Genomic DNA, 22508 nt, shown 5'->3' with positions numbered 1-22508 from the left:
TTAATTCCGGACCGCGTGCTCTACACCACCCATGAGTCGAGTGATTTGCGCACGAATCTCGTCTGCAAAAAGCGTCCAGCTAGCATTGACTTCAACCGCATTGCGCCCGGCCTCGGCGATTCTCGTCCAATATACTTCGTCCCCAATTAGAGGCTCGACACCACGAATGAAGTCGGCCGGCGAATCGAAGGAGATCAGGTTCTCGCCGGCCTGAAAGTAGCCGCAGCTCTCGACATCGAGCCTGGTTGCCATCACAGGCAATTGATTGGCCATCGCTTCGAGTATCTTTTTCCGGATCCCGCCGCCGACATATGTCGGAGAAACCAGCGCAAGCGAGCTTTCGAAAACGGATTTCAGCGACGGCACGAAGCCCAGGGGTTTTACGCGCAGCTCCGCAAGCCTGTCCGGCGTCATGTCGACCAGTTCGGCAAGTCGCCCCATCTCCACCCCGGTGATAACCAGTGATAGCGGTTGCAGCTTTGGTTCGCGCGATGCCGGTACCCATACGGTATGGAGGAAGCGCTTCAAGCTGGCAACACTCTGGGTAGCGCGAGGATTCAGCAGAACCAGCAGGGGGGCCGCAGCAGGTCTCCTTGCCTCACGCCTCGGCGGAATGGGGATCCCTTCGGGAGCAAGGAAAAAATTGCTGCGGGTATCCTGCTCACGCGCGATCGCCAGGTCGTGGTCGGTCAGAAAGGCCACCGCATCGACACGGCGCCAGATGTGCATCTCCTCCATGCGCGTGAGCATGGCAAACAGGCCGGCCGCCAGCCTTCGCGGACCGCTCAGCGAGTCGCGATAGCTACGTACCAGTTCGTATTCAATATTGTGTTCCCGCAGGATGATCGGCACCTGCCAGCCCGTGGAACGCTTGATCTTCTCCGCCAATGCGACGGTGTGCGGGTGGAAACAAAGGATGGCGTCAAACTGGGCCGGGCCGATGGCTTCGATATAGGCTCGCGCGGCCGTCCCGGCCGAGTATTTTTCGAATTTGTATGGCTTCGCCTTGATCGTGGAGGCCAGGATGACGCCGATCGATTCCAGCGGCTTGAATGGCACGGCAATCTGGCGAACGCCGATCTGCTTATAACCCGCAGCCGCATCCTCGCTGTTCTCCGCACGCGGATAGGCATAGGTAACTTCGAGCTGCTCGGCAAGCGAGGCAAGGGCACCGTGAATGCCCTCCTTCCCTCCGTCCACCGGAGGAATCACCTCCTGCGGCCCCAATGCGAGTATCTTTATTCTCTTCATTTACGTCCGACTCGTGAATACAATGCAGCCGCCTTCGCGCACACGCGATAGTTCAGCCCGATATTTATTGGCATGACCAGGCCGCCATGGCGCAATAGCTGCTCGCTGAGCAGGTATTCGAACGCCACCGTGACAGCCTTGCTGAGCAGCAGGTCCTCTGAAACGCCGTCATTCAACCTGCCTTTCCAGGACCACGGGCTCGCCGGGCCAGTCAGGTGCACATGCAGGAGATGCTTCAATGGCGCATGCTTTCCAGCATGATCACTCAACCAGTTGCGAACGTCATCGTTCGATTCGCTCCCGGGTAGCGTATCAACAAGCTGCTTGAATACTGCGAATCCCGCCTGGTTGAGCAAGAAACAGAATGTCGATAAGTGGCGTCGCGTGGGATTCCGCGAATCCAGCAGCAGTAAATCAGTGGAGGGATGGATTTCGCCGGCAGCGGCGGGCTCGCCGATGGCTGCCAAACTGGGAATCATTGCCCGAAGGCGCTTGGCGATCAAGCGCCACGGATGTTTGGTGAACAGGGTGTCGTTCAGGATGAGATATAAGTCATGGCCATCAATGACTGACGCTGCCGAGGCATATGCGGAGATATCGAGATAGCGCCCGGTGCTCGTTATCCAGGACGCCCCTCCTTCTTGCTCTGCCGCGGTTGGCACCGGTGAACGCATGCTGACAAGGTATTCTTCCGCAGCACAGTTATCCGGCAACAAGCCACGCAGGAACGATCCCGTTACCTTCGAGAAGCGCGAAGCGGACGTATAATAACATGCTCCAATAACTGCAACTCGCATGCATTTTTTCTCACGAGTCGCTGGTAGCGGGTTGGTTGTCATTGCAGCTGAATCCAGGGTATTAATTTCGATGCACCGGGATGAAATAACGGGCACCTGATTCATGACGCGGCTTATAGGTCACTGCCTTATATCTCAATAGACCCTATTTCTCGCCATCGGCAGCCCGGCGATAGGCCATGCATGACGAATGAACAGCGTGCGGGAATGGCTCCGGCAGTACAGCACCTGATGCTCTCCTTGTACACGCCATTGATATCCTGCCCGCCACGTACATTCGCCATATAAAGACTCAATGACGCCCGTAGCTGTCCTTGATCCGCACAATGTCGTCCTCATCGAGATAACTGCCTGATTGGACCTCGATGATCTCCAATGGAATGCTTCCCGGATTGGCCAGCCGATGGATTTCGCCAAGCGGGATGTAGGTCGACTGGTTTTCGGTGAGCAGGATGGTCTTATCTCCGCAGGTGATTTCAGCGGTTCCCTTGACCACAATCCAATGCTCGGCCCGGTGATAGTGCTTCTGCAGGCTCAAGCTGGCCTTTGGCTTCACCTGGATGCGTTTGACCTTGAAGCGATCGCTTTCATCGACACTGTCATACCAGCCCCAAGGGCGATGCACCTTCCGATGCAAGGTGTGCTCTTTGCGTTGCTGCTGATCGAGGGTGCTGACGATGTGTTTCACTTCCTGACTGCGAGACTTGTCCGCCACCAGCACTGCATCCGGGGTCTCGACGACAACGAGGTCTTCTACACCAACGAGGGCAACCAATCGACTGGTAGCATGCACCAGAGTATTCCGACTGTCGGAGGTGATCACATCTCCCATATGGGCATTGCCAGCGCCGTCTTTCGGCAGCACATTCCAGATCGCATCCCAGGCGCCCAGGTCACTCCAGCCAGCATTGAGCGGCACCATCCTGATGGGAAACTCACTTCCAGGGCAACGCTCCACCACCGCGCAATCGACAGAGTCAGCCGGTATATCGGCAAACTCGAGATTGCCCGGCCGTATGAAGTTCTCATCCTTGCTCCGCTTTTCCCAGGACCGCCGCGTGGCTAGCAGGACATCGGGGCGGAAGTACTCGAGCGCGGCCAGCCAGAGTGAGGCGCGAAGCACAAACATCCCGCTGTTCCAATAGTAGCCACCCTCGTCCAGGTAGCGCTGAGCGGTGGGTGTGTCAGGCTTCTCGACGAAGGCCTCGACATCGAAGACCGCCGCTGACACATCAGCCCCGGCTTTTGTCTTGATGTAGCCATACCCCGTCTCGGGGCGCTCTGCCGGGATCCCGAGAATCACGATGGCGCCACCGGCAGCTTCGCGGACAGCGACCTGAAGGGCAGCCGTGTAGGCTGACTGCTCCGAAATGGCCTGGTCCGCAGGCGTTACGACAAGAATAGGATCATTCCCCGCCTCCAGTGCAGCAAGCGCCGCAACGGTCAATGCAGGCGCGGTACCGCGCCCGACTGGCTCCAGCAAGGCTGCGCCAAGGGCGGCGCCGATCTCCCGCATTTGCTCCAGGGCCAGGAAGCGGTGCCCCTCATTGCTTACGATAAACGGAGGGGCAACATGGATATCGTCAGAGCCCACCGCGGTGATCCTTTCGACGGCCTGTTGGAAAAGACTCTCCTTGCCCGTCAAACACAGGAACTGCTTTGGGAACCCCGCCCGTGACAAGGGCCAGAGCCTGGTACCAGAGCCACCGCAAAGAATAACTGGAGTAACCGAGATCATTGGTTTTTCCCTTGCCACACCGACACTGACTGCATCATCAAATTACCCACCCGACACATGGATCCGGAGCCTCAATTTCACACGATCGCACAATCTGCCGGCTACGCTACCAGGCGAACGTACGTCGCCATCATCCGCTGCACTGAGACGTCCTCAGTGAACTCGGTCATGAACCTGAGGCGAGCCCCCTCTGAAAGACGGGCGCGCTCCCGATCCGAATCCAGGATCTGATTGCACGCCTTGGCCAGCGCCACGGGATCGTTCACGGGAACGTTGATCCCGCTGACGCCATGCTGATTCACCCAAGGAACGCCGGAGCCTGGAATATCCGTAGCCACGATTGGCAGCCCGTATGCCATCGCCTCCAGCAACACCACGCCGAACGCTTCGGCCCTGGTTACCGAAGGCAGGCAGTAAAGGGCAGCGTGGGCGAAAAGCGCGTGCAAGGCGTCGTCGCTTAGTCTTCCAGCCAGATGGACACGGCTATCCATGCCTGCATTGCGGATTGAGGCCTGGAGCGATTCCTGCAATGGGCCACCGCCGACAATCACGACTACCGTATCGTCTCGAAGATGCTTGGCAGCTTCGATCAGCACGTTGAAGCCCTTGTACGAAACGAGTCGTCCGACGGCAAGGACCAGTTTCTTGCCGGATAGCTTGTTTGCCAGCTCTGGAGGGAGGTGCGACGAATCCTGTGTTGACGTGGTCCGCCCTCGGGTATCCGTCACACCGATCGGGACGACAGACACCTTCTTTGCGAAACGGCTGAGCAGGGGGGAAGCCTCGGCGTAGACCTGCGATGTAGCGACAATGCAGTCCGCCCGCTTCAGCAGGGCGACCTCAAGTGGCTTCATCAGTCTCCCCAGCACCCCCTTGTTAATCACGTCACTATGCCAATGCACCAAGAGGCGTGGCTTTTTGCCAATCAATAGACAGCACAGGGCGCCGAGCATGTTTGGCACATGCAAGTGGATCACGTCAGCCTTGCGCGCCTCTCTCAGGCACACCTTCAGATATTTCAGGCCTAGTGGTTGCGATGCAACCATCTTGCCTATCGGCGAGCGGACTACCCGGACACCATTGACAACACTGTTATCGTCGGCAGGCGCTTTCTTAAAGCAGACCACGGTTACGTTGTAACCCGAATTTGCTGCACCCTGCGCGAGACTGGACGTAACGCTTTCAATGCCGCCGGCGTCTGGGGGATAATATTTCCCGAAATGAACGATCCTTGACATCACCCTCAACACTCCAGCAATTCCCAACCCCAGCATCCCGACGCTTTTGCAAATCCCACAAGGCAAAGGACAGCAACGGGCCCAAAAGCAAAGCACCTCAGCCAGAATGGAATGAATTTCTTCAGCACTGGGATGCTCGTATACTCACAGATGGATGGCGCCAGTTATTCACGATGACGGCGCGACCACTGGATCAGGAGCAGCATCACAGTCAGCGCCAGTCCCGCCAGAATGCCTGCCCCGACAAACGGAGATTTCCGAGGGAAAACCGCACGCGGGCTGACATCGGCTGGTCCTAGCGCATGCGTACCAAATGTGCGGGCCGGGTCCAACTGCTCTTTCAGCGCACGTTGCCTGCGCTGAAGTTGCCGCACAGCCGCATCGTTCTCGGTAAGCAAATGCGTCAGTAGAACCCCTTCGGAGAATTTCCGCGCCACGTCTCCGCCAAACTCTTTCTGCGCAAGCTTCTGCAATTCGGATTTACGTCCTTCCTCCGCAGACAATGACTGCTCGACTGCAGCCTGCTCGTCCTTCAGCCTGTCGATCGTCGGTTTGGCGACTGTGGCATGGACACTGGCTATCTCACTCGCGATCCCGTTGATCGCTGTCCTGGCCTGCTCTCCACTATATCCGTGCACGGATACCTGAAGGAGATCCGAATTCCGCATCTGTGCTACGTTGGTGGATTTCAGAATCAGCTCGGCTTCCGGATTCACTTCATTTTCCGACCGCCGGATGGCAAGCCCGGAAATAACTGCCTCAAGAAACTGCGTGGATTTCATCCGGTCGACCGCTCTCGCCGGAGGTTCCAAAAGGGAGGCGGCCCCCTCATCCCCCGCGATCTGCCCGACCTGCAGCAAGGTACTGGCCTCCCACTGCGGGCGGATGAGAAAAGACGCGCCAAACCCAACGCTTCCGCCGAGAATCGCACCAGCAAGCAGCCAATACTTGGACTTCTTTAGGAACTCCAGTGTCATCCGACCAAGAGCAGCGTCCTGATCATCACGGGATACCGTAGACCTGGTAAATGGCATCGTCATCCTTACTTTCGAAAAATCATCCATCGCGGAACTTGAAAGCGCACAATGCGCCAATATAGCCATACATAAAAAATCATGAATACGGCCGAGAATATCGCAAGGACGATTCCATTATTCCAAAACAGTGTTGCGGGAACGACGGCAAACAAGCTGAGCAACCAGAGGTAAGGGGATGTCATCGAATTGCGCCGAAGCTTATGACGATGATCGGCGCTACCCACAGCCCAACGCATCAGTCGCTTATAGACCAGGGTGTGCAGATGCACGCCATCAGGATGCCCGGCCGGCACGCCCCTGACCACTTTCCGGCGATAGATGCTGAAGAGCGTCTCGAAAATCGGATAAATCACCATCAAGAATGGGTACCAGGCAGATATCTGCGGATGCCTTGCAATGAGCAGGATAGCCAGCTCCGCCAGGACAAATCCAATCAGATAAGCACCACCATCCCCGAGAAAAATTGTACCCGCGGGAAAATTCCAGATAAAGAAACCGAATATCGCCCCAATCATCGCAAAGGCCACGGTCAGCACGAACGCATCGCCAACCTGGAAGGCGACATAGGCCAATGACAAAAACATGATCATCGAGACCATGGATGCAAGGCCATTAAATCCGTCGATAATATTGATCGCATTCGCAAGCCCGGAAACCGCGAGCGCGGTAATAGCAATCGATACGACGGTAATGGAAAGAATCTGATCCACCAGTGCCACATCTACCCGGGCAAGCCTGGCATCGAGAATCCAACTGGCAGCCAAAGCCGAAACCATGGTGGCAATCAATCTCTCGCGCGGCGCCACGGATTTTGTCAAATCTTCCCAGAAACCGGCGCCAAATGCGAACACAGCGCAGGCCACGAGTTTCAGCATCGCGGCGCCAGTCACTACATCCGGCCGGTACCAGGTAATAATCGACACCACGACCAGGCTCGCCGCGATTCCGAGCCCTCCAATTCGAGGAACGGGCTTGGCATGATGTTTCTGTACACCTTGAAGATCCCAGTCGGCAGTGAAATGCTCATGAAGACGCGAGTACCGCACCACAAGGAAAGTGAGCAGCGATGACACGAGAAATGCTAAAGTAATAGTAATCATAGACACCCGTAACTACTGCGCCACATCAACAAGATTAATCATATGCGCAACCCGCGGCCGGATTAATTCCGGGAATCGCAGGAATATCCGACGCGGCAGCGGCTGATTTGCGCTGCCCTCTGAACGCCACAGCACTATCGGCAGATTCAACGCCATCAGATGCACAGAATTTGGTCGAGCAGGTAATGAACGCCCTGCCGCCAGTCTGGCAAGTGGATACCGAAAGTCCCGCGCAGCTTGCCAGTGTCCAGGCGCGAGTTGGCTGGGCGCGGCGCCGGCAGCGGGTAAGCGGTGGCCGGGATCGCTTCAATACGCGCCGGATCCACCTTCAACTCGACGCCGCGTGCCGCTGCATGGCGCAGGACTTCGGTGGCATAGCCGTGCCACGTGGTTTCGCCGGCGGCGGCCAGATGGTACACGCCGCCCGGGAACACTTCGCGCTGGCCGTGCAGCCAGTGACGCGCCACGATCTGCGCCGTCACGTCGGCAATCAGCGCTGCGGTCGTCGGCGCACCGAACTGGTCAGCGATCACGCGCAGGCTGTCGCGCTCCCGGCCCAGCTTGAGCATGGTCTTGGCGAAGTTGCCGCCATGGGCGCCAGCCACCCAGCAGGTGCGCAGCACCAGCGCCTGCGCGCCGGACGCCGCGATGGCCTGCTCGCCGGCCAGCTTGCTCTTGCCGTAGACCGATTGCGGGTTGACCGCATCCGTCTCCACGTAAGTGCCGTCCTTGCGGCCGTCGAACACATAGTCGGTCGAATAGTGCACCAGCAGGCTGCCCAGCGCCCTGGCCTCCTCGGCCAGCACGCCGGCGGCGGCGCCATTGACCGCGAACGCGGTCTGCGCGTCGGTCTCGGCCTTGTCCACTGCCGTGTAGGCGGCAGGGTTGACGATCACGTCGGGCCGGTGCTGGCGGACCAGCCGCCGCAGGGCGTCCGTGCGCGACAGGTCGCATGCGGCTCGATCGAGTGCGATCACATTGCCGAGCGGGGCCAGGCTGCGGCGTAGTTCGAACCCGACCTGGCCGTTGCCTCCTGTTACAAGAAAGGTTGGGATACTCAGCGCCTTATGCTGCATATTGCTTCTCAACCCAGTTCCGGTATTCCCCGGACATCACATCCTGCACCCACGCCTGATTGTCCAGATACCAGCGGACGGTCTTGCGCATGCCGCTCTCGAACGTCTCGGCCGGCTTCCAGCCGAGTTCGCGTTCCAGCTTGCGGGCATCGATGGCATAGCGCCGGTCGTGGCCGGGACGGTCCTTGACGAAGGTGATCTGGTCCCGGTACGAGCCGGACGCCTTGGGGCGCAGCTCGTCGAGCAGGTCGCACAGCGTGTGCACCACGTCGAGATTGGTCTTCTCGTTCCAGCCGCCGACGTTATACGTCTCGCCCAGACGGCCGCGCGCCAGCACTTCGCGAATGGCAGCGCAGTGATCGCCAACATACAGCCAGTCCCGCACGTTCAGGCCATCACCATACACCGGCAGCGGCTTGCCGCCCAGCGCGTTGGCGATGATCAGCGGGATCAGCTTCTCGGGGAAGTGATACGGACCGTAGTTGTTGGAGCAGTTCGTGGTCAGCACCGGCAGCCCGTAGGTGTGGTGGTAGGCGCGCACCAGGTGGTCGGACGCCGCCTTCGATGCCGAATACGGGCTGTTGGGCGCGTAGGCCGTGGTCTCGGAGAACTGTGGATCGCCGGCCTCGAGCGAGCCGAAGACTTCGTCGGTGGAGACGTGCAGGAAGCGGAAGGCCGCCTTGGCTTCATCATCCAGCCCGCCCCAGTAGGCCCGCACCGCTTCGAGCAGCGTGAAGGTGCCAACGATATTGGTCTGGATGAACTCGCCCGGGCCGTGGATGGAGCGGTCGACATGGCTCTCCGCGGCAAAGTGCACCACGGCGCGCGGCCGGTAGGCCGCCAGCAGCTGGTCCAGCGCGGCGCGGTCGCAGATGTCCGTCTGCGAGAAGACATGACGGCTGTCGCCGTCCAGCGAGGCGAGCGTCTTGCGGTTGCCGGCATAGGTCAGCTTGTCGACATTGACAATGCTGTCGGCGCCGTCGGCGCCCAGCCAGTTCAGAACAAAGTTGGCGCCGATGAAGCCTGCACCGCCAGTAACCAGAATATGAGACAAAAGCTGCGCTCCCTGCCCTTCGATGTATTTCGAGAGCCCGGCCAATGCCGAGCGCCCGCCTTGATCCATTGTGGGGACGGCGGGATCTTAAGTACCTGCAGAAGTGGCGGTATTCTATCCGACCGGGGACGGGGCCTTGCCCGGAACTGACATCTTTTTGTAGCCTGTTGTAACGTCTTCCCCGAATTGTCCGCACAATATTGGAAATAAAAAACCAATTTATTGTGCAATTATTCAGGCAAATCAAATTTGTGACTAATACTCAACATTTCGCCATCGGCGACCTGCAAGGCTGCGCGGCCTCTCTGGACGAACTCATCACCCAGCGGCTGCCCGCGGATAGCCGGCTGCGCTTCGTCGGCGATCTGGTCAACCGCGGCCCGGCTTCGGCACGCACACTGCGGACCGTACGCCAGCTTGGCGAGCGCGCCGAATCCGTGCTCGGCAATCACGATATCCACCTGCTGGCCGTTGCCGCCGGCGTGCGCAAAACCGGTCGCGGGGACACCCTGGGGGATATTCTCGAAAGCCCCGATTGTAACGAATTGATCACCTGGCTCAGGCATCGGCCTCTGGCGATCCATGAAAACGGCTTCCTGCTCGTGCACGCCGGCGTGCTGCCGCAATGGACGGCAGCGCAGGTCATGGAACTGGCCGGAGAAGTGGAGCGCGAGTTGCGCGGCCCCGGCTGGAAGGCTTTCCTGGGCGGCGTCTTCGGCAATGCGGCGAACCGATGGGACGCAGGGCTGCGCGGCATCGAGCGTCAGCGAGTGGTGGTCAACGCCCTCACCCGCCTGCGGTTCTGCAACGAGGAAGGCGTGATGGATCTCAAGACCAAGGACGGACCCGGCAGCATGCCGGCCGGCTATATGCCCTGGTTCGACGTGCCCGGCCGGCGCACCGAGGACACCACGGTCGTATGCGGACACTGGTCGACGCTGGGGCTGGTGATGCGACCCAATCTCATGGCGCTGGATACCGGATGTGTCTGGGGGGGCAAGCTGACGGCGGCACGGCTGGCGCGGGATCCGGCGCAGCGCTCGTTGATCCAGGTGGCGTGTCCGCAATATTGCGACCCGCTCGCCTGAAGCCGAAGCCCATGGCCGGGGGCAAACCGCCCTACGGCATGGACGCCGGCACGTGCGTAGCGGCGCGTTCGCCGCTCTCACCCTCCCGGACTGTTGCCGTCCCGGCTTCGCCGTTGACCCGCACCGCCAGTTCAGCAGCGTGCGCCTGCGCACCCTGGCTCAGATGGCTCACCACTTCCCGCGCGGCCTCGGCCAGCTCGCGCCGGCTGGCGCTGGAAGCGGTCAGGGTCGGCGCGAAACACAGCCGCGCGATGATCGGCGGCGACCGCAGGATGGCATCCAGCGTCTGCAGCAGGGTCAGATCCCCGATATACGCCGGTGCCACGGTTGGCTGGCCGGTGGCGGCATCCAGGTAGGCCAGCCCGACCGGCTGCACCGGCAGCCCGCCCGAGATCGGCGCCTGCATCAGGTTGGCATGAAACGGCAGCACGCTGGTGCCGTCCGTGGTGGTGCCCTCCGGGAACACGCAGACCAGGTCACCCTGCAGCATCACGTCGGTGATGGCGTGCAGCACGCGGTGCGCATCGCGCTTGCGCGCGCGTTCGATAAAGATGGTGCCGGTCTGCCCGCACAGCCAGCCGATCACGGGCCAGTCGCGGATCTCGGACTTGGCCACGAAGCGCACGGGTTGCCAGCAATTGATGACGTAGATGTCCAGCCAGGAGATATGGTTGGACACGACCATGGCGCCGCGTGGCGCCGCCTGTCCGGGCTGCAGCCCCTGCACCTCGACCGTGACCCCGCAGATCCGCAGCAGCCGCCGCGACCAGCGGCGGATATGCCATTGCCGCGATGCCACGCCCAGCCATGGGAACAGCACCGCGCAGGTCAGCAGGCCGCGCAGCAGGTGCAGGACCAGCGCGATCTTGCGCAGCCGGATCATGCAAGCCTCGCTGGCAAACCTGCCCGAATCGTCTTGCCCTTGCCCATTTGGCCCGGCATGGCGCTCAGTGCAGTTCGTAGACGACGTGGCCGCCGACCAGCGTGGTGCGCACGCGGCCACGCATGTCGTAGCCCAGCCAGGGCGAGTTCTTGCCCTGGCTCTTGAGCGCGCGCCGCTCCACCTTCCACTCCTGCTCGGGATGGAAGATGCAGATGTCGGCCGCGCTGCCCGCAGCCAGCGTACCGGCTGCCAGGCCCAGCACGCGGGCCGGCTCGGCGGTGATGCGGGCCAGCGCGCGGGACAGCGGCACCTTGTGCTCTTCGGCCCAGCGCAGCGTCAGCGGCAGCAGCAACTCCAGGCCCGTGGCGCCGGGCGATGCCTCGGCGAAGGGCAGCAGCTTTTCATCGTCGTCCACCGGCGTGTGGTCCGAGCACAGCGCATCGATGGTGCCATCCGACAGGCCCGCCACGATGGCGTCGCGATCGCGCGCGCTGCGCAGCGGCGGCGAGAAACGCATCTGCGAGTTGAAATAGCCGATATCCATGTCGGTCAGCGACACATGGTGGATATTGACGTCGCAGGTCACCTCGAGGCCTTCGCGCTTGGCCTGGCGCACCAGCTCGATGCCGGCGGCCGAGGACAGCCGGCACAGGTGCACGCGCGCGCCGGTGCTGCGCATCAGCTCGAAAATCGTATGCAGCCGCACCGTCTCGGCGATCACCGACATGCCGGACAGGCCCAGGCGCGACGCCACCGCGCCGCTGGCGGCCACGCCGCCGCCGAGGTAGGGATCTTCCGGGCGCAGCCAGACGGTGAATCCGAAGGTCTGCGCGTATTGCAGCGCGCGCAGCAGCACCTGGGTATTGCGGATCGGCGCCTCGGCCTGCGAGAAGCCGATGCAGCCGGCCTCGGTCAGCTGCGACATCTCGGTCAGCGTCTCGCCCTTGAGGCCAAGCGTCAGCGCACCCAGCGGATAGACGTGGGTCTGGTTGAGCGTGCGGGCGCGGTACTTGAGCATTTCCACCAGGCCGGGCTCGTCGAGCACGGGGTCGGTGTCGGGCGGGCAGACCAGGCTGGTCACGCCGCCGGCGGTAGCCGCCGCCACCTCGGACTCGAGCGTGGCCTTGTATTCATAGCCGGGCTCGCGCAGCCGCGCGGACAGGTCGACCAGGCCGGGGCAGACAATCAGCCCGGTCGCGTCGATGGTCTTGTTGGCATGGAAATCCGCCGGCGCGCTGCCCACGCCGACGACCTTGCCGGCGGCGATGTAAAGGTCTTGCTGCGCATCGACGTTCGCGGCCGGGTCGATCAGGCGGCCGCCCTTGATGTGGATCTTCATATCGTGTCGCTTGGCTTGTATTCGGTTGTTCTGGCTTGCCTGGGCCGGGTCGGCCGGGCGCTGTCAGTCATTGTTTCCGGCCACGATGCCCATCACGGCCATGCGTACCGCAATGCCGAAGGTCACCTGGTTGAGGATGACGGATTGGGATCCGTCGGCCACGGCGGAGTCGATCTCCACGCCGCGGTTCATCGGTCCCGGGTGCATCACGATGGCATCGGGCCTGGCCAGCGCCAGGCGCTCCGGCGTCAGGCCGTAGGCCTTGAAGTATTCCTGCGCCGACGGCAGCAGTGCGCCGCTCATGCGCTCGTTCTGCAGGCGCAGCATGATCACCACGTCCACGCCCTTGAGTCCCTCCTCCATATTGTGGAAGACGCGCACGCCCATCTGCTCCAGTCCCGAAGGCAGCAGCGTGCGCGGGCCGATGGCGCGCACTTCGGGCACGCCCAGCGTGGTCAGCGCGTGGATGTCGGAGCGCGCCACGCGCGAGTGCAGGATATCGCCCACGATGGCCACCGTGAGCTTGGTGAAATCCTGCTTGTAATGGCGGATGGTGTACATGTCGAGCAGCCCCTGCGTGGGGTGCGCGTGGCGGCCGTCGCCGGCGTTGATGACGTGCACATGGGGCGCGACATGCTCGGCGATCAGGTAGGGCGCGCCGGAACTGGCGTGGCGCACCACGAACATGTCGGCCGACATCGCCGACAGGTTGTTGATGGTGTCGAGCAGCGACTCGCCCTTGCTGGTGGACGAAGCGTTGATGTTCAGGTTGAGCACGTCCGCCGACAGCCGCTTGGCGGCGATCTCGAAGGTGGTGCGGGTGCGTGTGGAGTTCTCGAAGAACAGGTTGAACACACTCTTGCCGCGCAGCAGCGGTACCTTCTTCACATCGCGGTCGGAGTCGGACAGCGAGACAAACTGGCTGGCGGTATCGAGGATGTGCGCGATCATCTCGCGCGACAGGCCTTCGATCGACAGCAGGTGCTTGAGCTCGCCGTTCTTGGTCAGTTGCGGGTTGCGGAACGTCTTGATCATGGCAGGTAGAAAGGGCCGGGCGGTGGCGAATGACAGGTACAGGTCCGAAGCCTGCCGGCCGGCGCGCGCAGGCCGGCCGGGCTGGCAGGCAGGTTTAGTTGCCGGTGGCCTCGTTGGCGAAGGCGAAGCGCATGTCCGCGCCGGCGCCCTCGTGCGACAGCACCAGCGTGGTCTTGGGCGGCAGGTCGACGTGCGCGGCGACGAAATCGGCTGCCGTCGGGAGTTCGCGGCCACCGCGGTCCACCAGCACCGCCAGCGCCACGCGGGCCGGGCGGCCGTAGTCGAACAGCTCGTTGACGGCGGCGCGGATGGTGCGGCCGGTGGCCAGCACGTCGTCGATCAGCAGGATCTTGCGGTCCTGCACGTCGAAAGGCAGCGTGGTGGGCTGGGCCTGGCTGTGCAGGCCCTTCTTGGCATAGTCGTCGCGATGGAAGGCGACGTTGACGACCCCGTGGCCATCGAGCTTCAGGTCGGCGGCCAGCCGCTCGGCAATCCAGGCGCCACCGGAGTAGATACCGGCCACCGACCATTGCGCGCGTTCGGCTTCGGGCAACGCGGCCTGCACCTGGTCGCGCAGCGTGCGGTAGAGCGCCTCGGCGTCGGGAGAGGAAGTCTGGGTCATAGCGGATGCTGGTCGAAGTACTGTTGCAGGATGATGCTGGCGGCTTCGGCGTCGAGCGCGCCGGGCCGGGCTCCGGCCATCTGGGCCAGGCGGGACGTATAGCGCTCGTCGACCCACTCCACCGGCAAGCCGAAGCGGCCATGGATCTGGTTGCCGAAGCGGCGCGCGAGCCGCATGGACGGCTGCTCCCCGCCCTCCGGGTTGACCGGCATGCCGACCACCAGGAGCACCGGCGACCACTCCCGGATCAGGGCAGCCACCGCCTCGAAGCGGCCTTCCACGGTGATATTGGGGAGGATGGTGAGCGGGCGCGCCTCGCGCGTGATGAAATTGCCGAGCGCTACGCCGATCTTCTTCTCGCCGTAGTCGAACGCCAGGGCGGTGCCGTCGGTGGGCAGCGGGCGTGGCGCTGGCGTCGCGCCTGCCTCAGGCATGCCCTGCCTCACCCGAGAGCATGGTGAAATCGATGCCCAACAGGCGTATGGCGGCGGCAAAGCGTTCCTCGGGAGGCACGCTGAAAATGATTTCGGGATCGGCCTGGACGGTCAGCCAGCCGTTGCGGCTGAGCTCTTCCTCGAGTTGCCCTGCGCCCCAGCCGGCATAGCCCAGCGTGAGCAGGAAGCGGTGCGGGCCGCTGCCGTTGGCGACAGCCTCCAGCACGTCCTTGGAGGTGGTCATCTCCAGGCCGCCGGGCACCGCCAGCGACGACACATAGATGCCAACCGGATCGTGCAGCACGAAACCGCGCTCGGTCTGCACCGGGCCGCCGAAATACACCGGCTGCTGCGCCACCGGCAGGATCTCCAGCTTGAGGTCGATCTTGTCGAACAAGGTGGCCATGTCGATGTCGATAGGCCGATTGATCACCAGGCCCAGCGCGCCGCGTTCGTTGTGCTCGCACAAGTAGACGACGGAACCCGAAAAAGTCGGGTCTGCCATGCCGGGCATGGCAATCAGGAACTGATTGGTGAGATTGATTGGGGCTTCCAGCGTCGCCATCCCTGCATTTTATCAAATCGTTGCCATCCGTCCGGAAAAGATTCGCGGATGCCGCACTGCAGCATCCCGGATCCGCTCCGGTGCGCTTCCCTGCCGGCCCTTCTTACTCCTTGCGCGTCAGCGCGGCAAGCTCGTCCGCCGTGAGCCAGCGCCATTCGCCCGGCGCCAGCGTCGGCTCGAGCACCAGCGCGCCGATGGCGCTGCGGTGCAGCGCCGCCACATGGTTGCCGGCCGCCGCCACCATCCGCTTGACCTGGTGGTACTTGCCCTCGGTCAGGCTGAGGCGCAGGCTGTGCTCGCCAGTGGCCTCGCAGCCGGCGGCGGCGATCGGGGCCGGCTCGTCGTCCAGCTTCACGCCGGCCAGCAGGGCCTCGACCTGTGCCTGAGTGACCGGCTCGGCAGTCGTCACCTCGTAGATCTTGGGCACCTTCTTCTTGGGCGAGGTCTGGGCATGGATGAACTGGCCATCGTCCGACAGCAGCAGCAGCCCGGTGGTGTCCTGGTCCAGCCGGCCGACCGCTTGCACGTCGCGCTGGCGCAGCGGCACCGGCAGCAGGTTGTACACGCTGGGATGATGACGCGGCCGTTGCGAGCATTCATAGCCAACCGGCTTGTTCAGCACGAGGTAGGCCTTGCTGTGGCCGATCCACTCTTCGCCGTCCACGGTCAGGCGCAAGCCGTCGACCTCGAACTGCTCGCGCGGGTCCTCGCACAGGGCGCCGTTGACCTCCACCAGTCCGGCGCCGATCAGGTCGCCGCAATACCGGCGGGTGCCGAAGCCTTGGGATTGGAGGATGCGGTCGAGTGTCATGGCCATGGCTTGCTTCTTGATATCTGAATGCTGGGTTACTGGATTGCTGCGCCGGCGCGACAGGATCGGCACCGCGCTCATCCGCCGGTATGTTAGGGTAACAGGCTTCTTCCGCCCATTTCCCGGAGCCCCCGATCTTGCCCCCGCAACCCGCCGAAGCGCGCCAGCCGTACCGGATCGACCGGCGGTTCGGGCGCGGCCTGGTCTGGTTCCGGCGCGATCTGCGCGCCGACGATCATGCGGCGCTGCATTATGCCCTCAAGCACTGCCGCCGGGTATGGTGCGTCTTCGTATTCGACCGCGAGATCCTGGATCCCCTGCTGGCACGGGGCCTGTCCGCGGACCGCCGGGTGGAGTTCATCCTCGCCTCGCTGGCGCCGCTGGACACCGCGCTGCGCGCCGCCGGCGGCGGCCTGATCGTATTGCACGGGCACGCGCGCCAGTCAGTGCCCGCACTGGCCGCCGGGCTTGGCGCCGAAGCCGTGTTTGTCAACCACGACTACGAGCCCGCCGCCCAGGCCCGCGATGCCGAGGTCGGACAGGCGCTGGCGGACCGCTCCTGCGCCTTCTTCAGCTTCAAGGACCAGGTCATCTTCGAGCGCGACGAGATCCTGACCGGCCAGGGCAAGCCGTTCTCGGTGTTCACGCCCTACAAGAACGCCTGGCTCAAGGCCCTGCTCCCGTTCGACCTCAGGCCCTACCCGGTCGAGCCCTATTTCTCGTCCCTGTCGCCCCTCCCCCCGGCTTACGAGCGGCCACTGCCAACGCTGGAGGCGCTGGGCTTCGCGCCCGCCAACCTGGCCGGGATCGCCATGCCCACCGGCAGCGCCGGCGCCCACGCGCTATTTGACGAATTCTGCGAACGCATGGACGACTACGCGGGTCGGCGCGACTACCCCGCGCTGCGCGGCCCGAGCTACCTGTCGGTGCACCTGCGTTTCGGCACCCTGTCGATCCGCACGCTGGTGCGCGCCGCCCACGCCGCCACGCTGCGCGGCGGCGCGGACAGCGCAGGCGCCGCCACCTGGCTGTCGGAGCTGATCTGGCGCGATTTCTATTTCATGATCCTGCACCACCATCCACGGGTCGCCGCAGGTCGCGCCTTCCACGCCGCCTACGACGCCATCCGCTGGGTCGGGGGCGCCACCGGCGAGCGCTGCTTCCAGGCCTGGCGCGACGCCCGGACCGGTTATCCGCTGGTGGATGCGGCCATGCTGCAGATCCGGCAGAGCGGCTACATGCACAACCGCCTGCGGATGGTGGTGGCAAGCTTCCTGGTCAAGGACCTGGGCGTGGACTGGCGGCGTGGCGAGCAGTACTTTGCCGACCAGCTCAACGACTTCGACTTCTCCGCCAACAATGGAGGCTGGCAATGGGCCGCATCCACCGGGTGCGATGCGCAGCCGTACTTCCGCATCTTCAACCCGATCACGCAATCGGAAAAATTCGACCCGCAGGGAAGGTTCATCCGCAAATACCTGCCGCAGCTGGCGCGGCTGCCGGACAAGTACATCCATGCGCCGTGGACAGCGTCGGAGAATGTGCTGGCCGCAGCCGGAGTCAGGCTTGGCGAGGACTATCCACGCCCGATCGTGCAGCACGACGTAGCGCGCAGGGAAACGCTGGCGAGGTATGCCGTGGTGAAGGAAAGAAGTGAAGCGGGATCAGCCCCGAGCGCAGAGGCCGTCAAAGCGAAGGCACCAGCAAACGATCCGGCGTAGCCGTGTGGCCCGCACGCGGAGCAGGCCACACCCACGGCGATGCGAAGCGAGCCGTGGCGATACGACTCCCCGAAGGGGGAGGTGAAACTGCCTTTGACTTTGAAGTTAGAAGCCGTTTCAAAATGAAGCGAAGCGGTCCTGGCTAGGCGCGCGGCCGCAGACAGGACAACGGGTACGGCAAGGCCGCGCAACGACGCCAGAATCATTTCTGAAACGGCTTCTTGGGCAGTGAAGCCTTTGACGTGGCAGTCAACCCCACAAGCAACAAACCCTCACGCCGCCAGCATGGCACTCTCCCGATAATGCCGCTGCGCCTCCTCCGGCCTCTCGGTTTCCTCATACAACCTCGCCAACGCCAGATGCGCCCTGACCCGCAACCGCTTCTGCAAATCCCCATCCGCATACTTCAGCGCCCGCTCGAAACTCGCCTGCGCCTTGCCCCAGAGCTTCTCGCCCAGGCACAGCATGCCCAGCGTGTAATACAGGTCCGCATCCACCGGATGCTGCGCCAGCCATTTCTCGGCCTGCTGGATCTGCGGCAGCGCGTGGCCCGGCTCGGCGCACTCGGCATAGCGCAAGACCAGCCGGCTATCCCAGTTGACCTTGAGCGCGTCCTCCACGATCTTGCGGGCCTCGTCCTGCCGGCCAAGCGCGGCGAAGTAACGCGCAGCGGGTTCAGCGATGCGGGCCGCGCGGCGTTCGTCGGCCGATAGCGAGCGCCAGAGATCGTGCAATGCCTCGCTGTCGTGGCGGCGCTCTTCCAGCAGGGCTTCGCAGGCCATCTGCTTGAGGCGCAGCGCGAGCACCGGATGCAGGGCGTTGCGCTTCTCCAGCGAGCGCGCCAGGCGCAGGACTTCAGCCCAGTTCTTCAGGTGCTGGTGCGCGCGCAGGGCGATGCGCTGCACATGGATCTGGCGCGAGCCCTGCGACTGCAATTGCGCGATGGTTTCCAGCGCGCCTTCGGCGTCGCGCGCGTCGACCAGCAATTCGGCCATCGACACCAGCCGCGCCTGTTCGCGCTCGGGATCGGTGACCTGCGCCATCCAGGCATCGCGGCGCTCGGTTTCCTGCATGCGGTGCGCCGCGCGCGCGCCGATCAGCGCCGCGGTCTGGGCCTGCTCGGGCCAGGCCTGGGCCTCGCGCGCCGTGCGCTCGGCGCGGGCGAAGCGTCCGGCGAACAGGTTCTCGATGGCCTCGCGCAAGGCTGCCTGCGCGCGGTTCATGCGGCTGCGTTCGCGGTAAGCCGCCGCGCGTGCCGGCATCTCGGACAGATGGCGCACGGTGGTGAGGATGGTCCAGACCACGAAAAACGCCAGCAGCAGCAGGGCCAGCGCGAGGTTCAGCGAGAGTTCGACCCGGTATGGCGGGTAGAACAGGACCACATTGCTTTGGTTGAATTGCGTGAACAGCGCCAGCCCGACCGCGCCGCCAAACAGGATCGCCACCCAGAAAAGAAGCCGCATGCGCTACTCCTTCTTGAGCGCCTGCAGCGCGCCGAGGCTTTCCGCCATGGTGGGCAACTGCACCGTCACGGCACCGGCCTGGGCCTGCTTGAGCAGGGTCAGCACGGCCTGCACGCGGCGCGACTTGGTATCGAAATAGCGCCCCAGCATCGCCTGCGCGGCCGCCAGGTCGTTGCGGAATACCGGCTCGTTGCGGGACAACAGCGCCAGGCGCGCATTGAGCAGGCGCAGCTTGACGTTCTCGCGCAGGAACCAGCCCTGGTCGCCGGTCAGCAGCAATGCCTGGGCATCGTCCACGCGCCGGATGCGGATGACCTGCATCAGCTCGTCGCGCACATTGCCCCACAAGCGGCCAAACCAGTTGCCGACCGCATTGCCGGCCGACGCGGCTTCGTCCTTGACGCCATTCCTGGTGGGCTTGCCGGCCCCTGCCTTACCGGCCTTGCCGGCGGCCTCGGCCTTGGTGTCCGATTTGCGCGCATCGGCCTCGCTGCGCTCGAGCATGCGTTCGCTGGACAGCAGCGGCAGCGTGTCCACCTGGTTGATGGCCTCGTCAAGCTTGATGGCCGCGCCGGTCAAGTCGGTGTCGGGCACCGCCTTCATGCGGGCGATATCGCGCGCGATAGCCCGGCGCAGCAGGTTGTACTGGGGCTTGTCGGTACGCGCCAGGCGGGTGTCGGCGCTTTGCAGCGCGGCGAGAGCGACCTGCACATTGCCGGTCAGCTGCAGTTGCTGTCCCGCATTGGTCAGCAATTGCTGGATCTCGGCGATCTCCCAGTCGTCGCGGTTGCGCATCAGGTCCTGGTAGACCTGTTCCAGCGCGGCCTGCTTGTCGCGCGCCTCGCCCACCTGGCCGTCCAGCGCGCCGACCTTGGCCTGCAGTTCCTTGACGGTGTCCTGCGCGTTGCGCGACAGCACGCGGGTTTCCTGCACCAGCGCATCGTTGCTCTGCTGGCGCCGCGCCAGCTCCTGGGTCAGGTGATCGACGCGCTGCTGCAACCACCAGAAGCCGCCGCCAATGGCGAGGATCAGCAGGATGAGCAGCAGCCACCATGGATTGAGCCGGGGCGTAGCGCGTGCGGGCAGCGAGGCGCCGGCCCCGTGGGGCGGGCTGGCAGCGGGAGGGGAGGTAGTGTCTTGCGTCACGCGATCGACCTTCGTTGACGTTGCTGGCGGTGAATTGACGGGTTGGACCGGCGGGGGCGACGGAGCCGCCGCCGGTACGGAAACGGAGGCCGCGTCACCTGCCGGCGGCAGCGCGACCGGCATCGGCGCCGGCGGACCGGCATGCGCCTGGGCCCACTGGCGGCAAGCCGCCAGCAGCCCCTCGTCGCCCGGCGCGGCACGCAGCAATTGCGAAAACCCCAGGGCGGCGGCCTGCTCGGCGATTCTCGCATGGGGCGCGATGCACTGCACCTGGCGCAGGCAGGCCAGCTCTTGCGGGCTGAGCGCCTGGCGCGCCAGCGCATCGAGATTGCGCACCGCTTCGGAACTGGTCAGCAGCCAGGCCTGTGGCGGCGCGCCCGGCTTGAGCCCGTCGCGCACCGCTTGCCACTGCATGCTGCCCGGCGTGGGGATGGAACGCTGGTAGGCTTCGACGGCGCACACCTCGGCGCCCGCCACACGCAGGCGCTCCGCCAGCCAATCGCGCCCGCCATTGCCGCGGACGATCAGGACCTGGCGCCCGTTCAGCGCATCCGCGCCGAACTGGGTTTCGAGCTGCCGCCACAGGGCTTCGGAATCGAAGCGGGCCTCAAAGCCATTGCCAGCATCGGCGCCATCGGCCTCAAAGCCATTGCCGGCAGCCGCAACGCCGGCCGGCGCGATGATGCGATGGGCGGGCACGGCGATCCCGCGCTCGGCCAGGGCCGCGACGCTGGCCGGGCCGACCACCGCGACCGGCACGGCCTCGGGCCACTGGGGCGCGGGCCGGTCCTGCACCTGGGCCAGGGCGTCCAGCGCGAAGGCCACCGCATTGGGACTAACGAAAACGACCAGCGAGAAGTCCGCCAGCCGCGCCAGCGCCGCGCGCAGGCGCCCTTCGTCGGCCGCGGGGCCGATCGCCAGCAGGGGGAAGCCAAGCACGTCCAGGCCGGCGGCCGAAAGGGCCTCGGTCAGTTGCCGGGACTGCCCGGCGGGTCGTGTTACAACGACGGTCGGGCGGGGCATGGGCCGGCCTCAGGCAGGGGCTTGAGGGGATGCCGGATCAGCCAGCGCCGCAAGGATCCCGGCCGCACCCTGTGCCAGCAGGTCCTGGGCAACCGCCTTGCCGAGCGCTTCGGCCTGGCTGGCTGCCCCGGCACCCTCGACCACGGCGGCGGCGCGGGCCCGCACGCAACGGCTGCCGTCCGGCAGCGCCACGAAGGCCTCGATCTGCAGTTGCGAGCCTTCCCAGTGCGCGTGGGCGGCGAGCGGCACCTGGCACGAACCGCCCAGCATGCGCGACACGGCGCGCTCGGCCGTCACCGCCAGCGCGCTGGGCACGTGGTTGAGCGGAGCCAGCCACTCGGCCAGTTCGGGGCGCCCGGCGGGAATCTCGATGCCAAGCGCGCCCTGCCCTGCCGCCGGCAGCGAGCTGGCCGGATCGAGCACGGCGCGGATGCGCGCGGCCAGTCCCAGGCGCTTGAGGCCGGCGGCGGCCAGGATGATGGCGCCGTAGTCGCCGCGGTCGAGCTTGGCCAGGCGGGTGTCGAGATTGCCGCGCAGCGGCTGGATGACAAGGTGTGGATAGCGGGTCCGCAGCGCAGCCTCGCGGCGCAGGCTGGAAGTGCCGACCACGGTGCCGGCCGGCATCTCGTCCAGCGAGGCAAAACTGGCCGAGACCAAGGCATCGCGCGGGTCCTCGCGCTCCATGATGGCGGTCAGGGCGAAGCCTTCGGGTAACTCCATCGGCACATCCTTGAGGGAGTGCACCGCGAGGTCGGCGCGGCCTTCGGCCATCGCGATCTCGAGTTCCTTGACGAAGAGGCCCTTGCCGCCGACTTTGGACAGCGTCCGGTCTAGAATCTGATCTCCACGCGTGGTCATGCCAAGAATGGACACATGGCACGCGGGATAGTATTGTTGCAACGCAGCACGCACATGTTCGGCCTGCCACATAGCCAGACGGCTTTCGCGGGAGGCGATCACGAGCTTGCGCGGTGCAGCGCTGGAGGATGACGGGGGAACGGATGCTTGCATCCGCGAATGTTAGCACGCACCCCAAGCCGCTCCGGGCCAACCGAACGCATAAGAGCCAAGAGATAACAGGAGATTG

At 64.1% G+C, this 22508-nt stretch carries 20 protein-coding genes; 2 read left to right on the top strand and 18 right to left on the bottom strand.

All coding sequences use genetic code 11. From position 1 onward, the window contains the following. From AC3FOF_RS01250 to rfbB, 8 genes are all read right to left on the bottom strand, one after another. Window positions 1–1251 carry a glycosyltransferase gene (locus tag AC3FOF_RS01250; protein ID WP_488725566.1) on the bottom strand — a complete coding sequence of 417 codons (1251 nt, stop codon included), beginning with the start codon at window positions 1249–1251 and terminating at the stop codon, window positions 1–3. After that, a complete protein-coding gene (locus AC3FOF_RS01245) occupies window positions 1248–2153 on the bottom strand; it encodes a hypothetical protein (protein WP_276268088.1) in 906 nt (301 codons plus the stop codon). Before AC3FOF_RS01245 ends, AC3FOF_RS01250 begins: the two co-directional genes overlap by 4 nt. Window positions 2154–2340: 187 nt before the next feature. After that, window positions 2341–3786 (bottom strand): mannose-1-phosphate guanylyltransferase/mannose-6-phosphate isomerase, encoded by a 1446-nt coding sequence (locus AC3FOF_RS01240; protein ID WP_488725565.1) that lies wholly within the window; start codon window positions 3784–3786, stop codon window positions 2341–2343. Between the two features lie 101 nt (window positions 3787–3887). Then, window positions 3888–5024: a glycosyltransferase gene (locus tag AC3FOF_RS01235; RefSeq protein ID WP_488725564.1), complete on the bottom strand. Its 1137-nt coding sequence runs from the start codon at window positions 5022–5024 to the stop codon at window positions 3888–3890. 164 nt (window positions 5025–5188) lie between these two features. Then, window positions 5189–6064 carry a Wzz/FepE/Etk N-terminal domain-containing protein gene (locus AC3FOF_RS01230; protein ID WP_488725563.1) on the bottom strand — a complete coding sequence of 292 codons (876 nt, stop codon included), beginning with the start codon at window positions 6062–6064 and terminating at the stop codon, window positions 5189–5191. Window positions 6065–6066: 2 nt separating this feature from the next. Next, window positions 6067–7161, bottom strand: coding sequence for an MraY family glycosyltransferase (locus tag AC3FOF_RS01225; protein WP_276268084.1), 1095 nt, complete (start codon window positions 7159–7161; stop codon window positions 6067–6069). A gap of 155 nt (window positions 7162–7316) precedes the next feature. Then, entirely contained in the window at window positions 7317–8237 is a 921-nt protein-coding gene (gene rfbD, locus AC3FOF_RS01220; RefSeq protein WP_488725562.1) for a dTDP-4-dehydrorhamnose reductase, read from the bottom strand. Continuing rightward, the gene (gene rfbB / locus AC3FOF_RS01215) at window positions 8227–9291 is read right to left on the bottom strand and encodes a dTDP-glucose 4,6-dehydratase (RefSeq protein WP_488725561.1); all 1065 of its coding nucleotides are present in this window, start codon (window positions 9289–9291) and stop codon (window positions 8227–8229) included. Before rfbB ends, rfbD begins: the two co-directional genes overlap by 11 nt. Before the next feature lie 242 nt (window positions 9292–9533). Here rfbB and AC3FOF_RS01210 point away from each other — a divergent pair, with 242 nt between their 5' ends. After that, entirely contained in the window at window positions 9534–10379 is an 846-nt protein-coding gene (locus AC3FOF_RS01210; protein ID WP_488725681.1) for a symmetrical bis(5'-nucleosyl)-tetraphosphatase, read from the top strand. A gap of 31 nt (window positions 10380–10410) precedes the next feature. Here the strand turns inward: AC3FOF_RS01210 and AC3FOF_RS01205 are convergent, their stop codons facing one another. The 7 genes from AC3FOF_RS01205 to AC3FOF_RS01175 form a co-directional block, all read right to left on the bottom strand. Next, a complete protein-coding gene (locus tag AC3FOF_RS01205) occupies window positions 10411–11262 on the bottom strand; it encodes a 1-acyl-sn-glycerol-3-phosphate acyltransferase (RefSeq protein WP_017225533.1) in 852 nt (283 codons plus the stop codon). A gap of 64 nt (window positions 11263–11326) precedes the next feature. Then, on the bottom strand, window positions 11327–12601 hold the full coding sequence (locus AC3FOF_RS01200) for a dihydroorotase (protein ID WP_276268080.1): 1275 nt from the start codon (window positions 12599–12601) through the stop codon (window positions 11327–11329). 63 nt (window positions 12602–12664) lie between these two features. Continuing rightward, on the bottom strand, window positions 12665–13636 hold the full coding sequence (locus AC3FOF_RS01195) for an aspartate carbamoyltransferase catalytic subunit (protein ID WP_017226470.1): 972 nt from the start codon (window positions 13634–13636) through the stop codon (window positions 12665–12667). Between the two features lie 94 nt (window positions 13637–13730). After that, window positions 13731–14258: a bifunctional pyr operon transcriptional regulator/uracil phosphoribosyltransferase PyrR gene (gene pyrR / locus AC3FOF_RS01190; protein ID WP_017226469.1), complete on the bottom strand. Its 528-nt coding sequence runs from the start codon at window positions 14256–14258 to the stop codon at window positions 13731–13733. Next, window positions 14255–14692 (bottom strand): Holliday junction resolvase RuvX, encoded by a 438-nt coding sequence (gene ruvX / locus AC3FOF_RS01185; protein WP_017226468.1) that lies wholly within the window; start codon window positions 14690–14692, stop codon window positions 14255–14257. Before ruvX ends, pyrR begins: the two co-directional genes overlap by 4 nt. After that, window positions 14685–15257 (bottom strand): YqgE/AlgH family protein, encoded by a 573-nt coding sequence (locus tag AC3FOF_RS01180; RefSeq protein ID WP_017226467.1) that lies wholly within the window; start codon window positions 15255–15257, stop codon window positions 14685–14687. Before AC3FOF_RS01180 ends, ruvX begins: the two co-directional genes overlap by 8 nt. A 103-nt stretch (window positions 15258–15360) precedes the next feature. Beyond that, the gene (locus AC3FOF_RS01175) at window positions 15361–16068 is read right to left on the bottom strand and encodes a 16S rRNA pseudouridine(516) synthase (protein WP_276268138.1); all 708 of its coding nucleotides are present in this window, start codon (window positions 16066–16068) and stop codon (window positions 15361–15363) included. A gap of 137 nt (window positions 16069–16205) precedes the next feature. Here AC3FOF_RS01175 and AC3FOF_RS01170 point away from each other — a divergent pair, with 137 nt between their 5' ends. Further along, window positions 16206–17789 carry a cryptochrome/photolyase family protein gene (locus tag AC3FOF_RS01170; protein WP_488725560.1) on the top strand — a complete coding sequence of 528 codons (1584 nt, stop codon included), beginning with the start codon at window positions 16206–16208 and terminating at the stop codon, window positions 17787–17789. Between the two features lie 272 nt (window positions 17790–18061). Here the strand turns inward: AC3FOF_RS01170 and AC3FOF_RS01165 are convergent, their stop codons facing one another. The 3 genes from AC3FOF_RS01165 to hemC are packed head-to-tail and all read right to left on the bottom strand — an operon-like array spanning window position 18062 to window position 22432. Next, window positions 18062–19252: a heme biosynthesis protein HemY gene (locus AC3FOF_RS01165; RefSeq protein ID WP_276266962.1), complete on the bottom strand. Its 1191-nt coding sequence runs from the start codon at window positions 19250–19252 to the stop codon at window positions 18062–18064. Window positions 19253–19255: 3 nt separating this feature from the next. Beyond that, on the bottom strand, window positions 19256–21421 hold the full coding sequence (hemDX, locus tag AC3FOF_RS01160) for a fused uroporphyrinogen-III synthase HemD/membrane protein HemX (protein ID WP_488725559.1): 2166 nt from the start codon (window positions 21419–21421) through the stop codon (window positions 19256–19258). A 9-nt stretch (window positions 21422–21430) separates the two neighbouring features. Continuing rightward, window positions 21431–22432 (bottom strand): hydroxymethylbilane synthase, encoded by a 1002-nt coding sequence (hemC, locus tag AC3FOF_RS01155; RefSeq protein ID WP_488725558.1) that lies wholly within the window; start codon window positions 22430–22432, stop codon window positions 21431–21433. Window positions 22433–22508: the final 76 nt, after the last annotated feature.

This window comes from Cupriavidus sp. 96C5-1 (assembly GCF_057798855.1).
The sequence above is the reverse complement of the archived record's forward strand: the minus strand, read 5'-3'. Positions and strand labels throughout refer to the sequence as shown.

What these genes read in the sequence shown, in the direction of transcription:
- AC3FOF_RS01250 (WP_488725566.1), bottom strand. Translation starts at nt 1,251, where the DNA reads ATGAAGAGAATAAAGATACTCGCATTGGGGCCGCAGGAGGTGATTCCT.
- AC3FOF_RS01245 (WP_276268088.1), bottom strand. Translation starts at nt 2,153, where the DNA reads ATGAATCAGGTGCCCGTTATTTCATCCCGGTGCATCGAAATTAATACC.
- AC3FOF_RS01240 (WP_488725565.1), bottom strand. Translation starts at nt 3,786, where the DNA reads ATGATCTCGGTTACTCCAGTTATTCTTTGCGGTGGCTCTGGTACCAGG.
- AC3FOF_RS01235 (WP_488725564.1), bottom strand. Translation starts at nt 5,024, where the DNA reads ATGTCAAGGATCGTTCATTTCGGGAAATATTATCCCCCAGACGCCGGC.
- AC3FOF_RS01230 (WP_488725563.1), bottom strand. Translation starts at nt 6,064, where the DNA reads ATGACGATGCCATTTACCAGGTCTACGGTATCCCGTGATGATCAGGAC.
- AC3FOF_RS01225 (WP_276268084.1), bottom strand. Translation starts at nt 7,161, where the DNA reads ATGATTACTATTACTTTAGCATTTCTCGTGTCATCGCTGCTCACTTTC.
- rfbD (WP_488725562.1), bottom strand. Translation starts at nt 8,237, where the DNA reads ATGCAGCATAAGGCGCTGAGTATCCCAACCTTTCTTGTAACAGGAGGC.
- AC3FOF_RS01205 (WP_017225533.1), bottom strand. Translation starts at nt 11,262, where the DNA reads ATGATCCGGCTGCGCAAGATCGCGCTGGTCCTGCACCTGCTGCGCGGC.
- AC3FOF_RS01200 (WP_276268080.1), bottom strand. Translation starts at nt 12,601, where the DNA reads ATGAAGATCCACATCAAGGGCGGCCGCCTGATCGACCCGGCCGCGAAC.
- AC3FOF_RS01195 (WP_017226470.1), bottom strand. Translation starts at nt 13,636, where the DNA reads ATGATCAAGACGTTCCGCAACCCGCAACTGACCAAGAACGGCGAGCTC.
- pyrR (WP_017226469.1), bottom strand. Translation starts at nt 14,258, where the DNA reads ATGACCCAGACTTCCTCTCCCGACGCCGAGGCGCTCTACCGCACGCTG.
- ruvX (WP_017226468.1), bottom strand. Translation starts at nt 14,692, where the DNA reads ATGCCTGAGGCAGGCGCGACGCCAGCGCCACGCCCGCTGCCCACCGAC.
- AC3FOF_RS01180 (WP_017226467.1), bottom strand. Translation starts at nt 15,257, where the DNA reads ATGGCGACGCTGGAAGCCCCAATCAATCTCACCAATCAGTTCCTGATT.
- AC3FOF_RS01175 (WP_276268138.1), bottom strand. Translation starts at nt 16,068, where the DNA reads ATGACACTCGACCGCATCCTCCAATCCCAAGGCTTCGGCACCCGCCGG.
- AC3FOF_RS01165 (WP_276266962.1), bottom strand. Translation starts at nt 19,252, where the DNA reads ATGCGGCTTCTTTTCTGGGTGGCGATCCTGTTTGGCGGCGCGGTCGGG.
- hemDX (WP_488725559.1), bottom strand. Translation starts at nt 21,421, where the DNA reads ATGCCCCGCCCGACCGTCGTTGTAACACGACCCGCCGGGCAGTCCCGG.
- hemC (WP_488725558.1), bottom strand. Translation starts at nt 22,432, where the DNA reads ATGCAAGCATCCGTTCCCCCGTCATCCTCCAGCGCTGCACCGCGCAAG.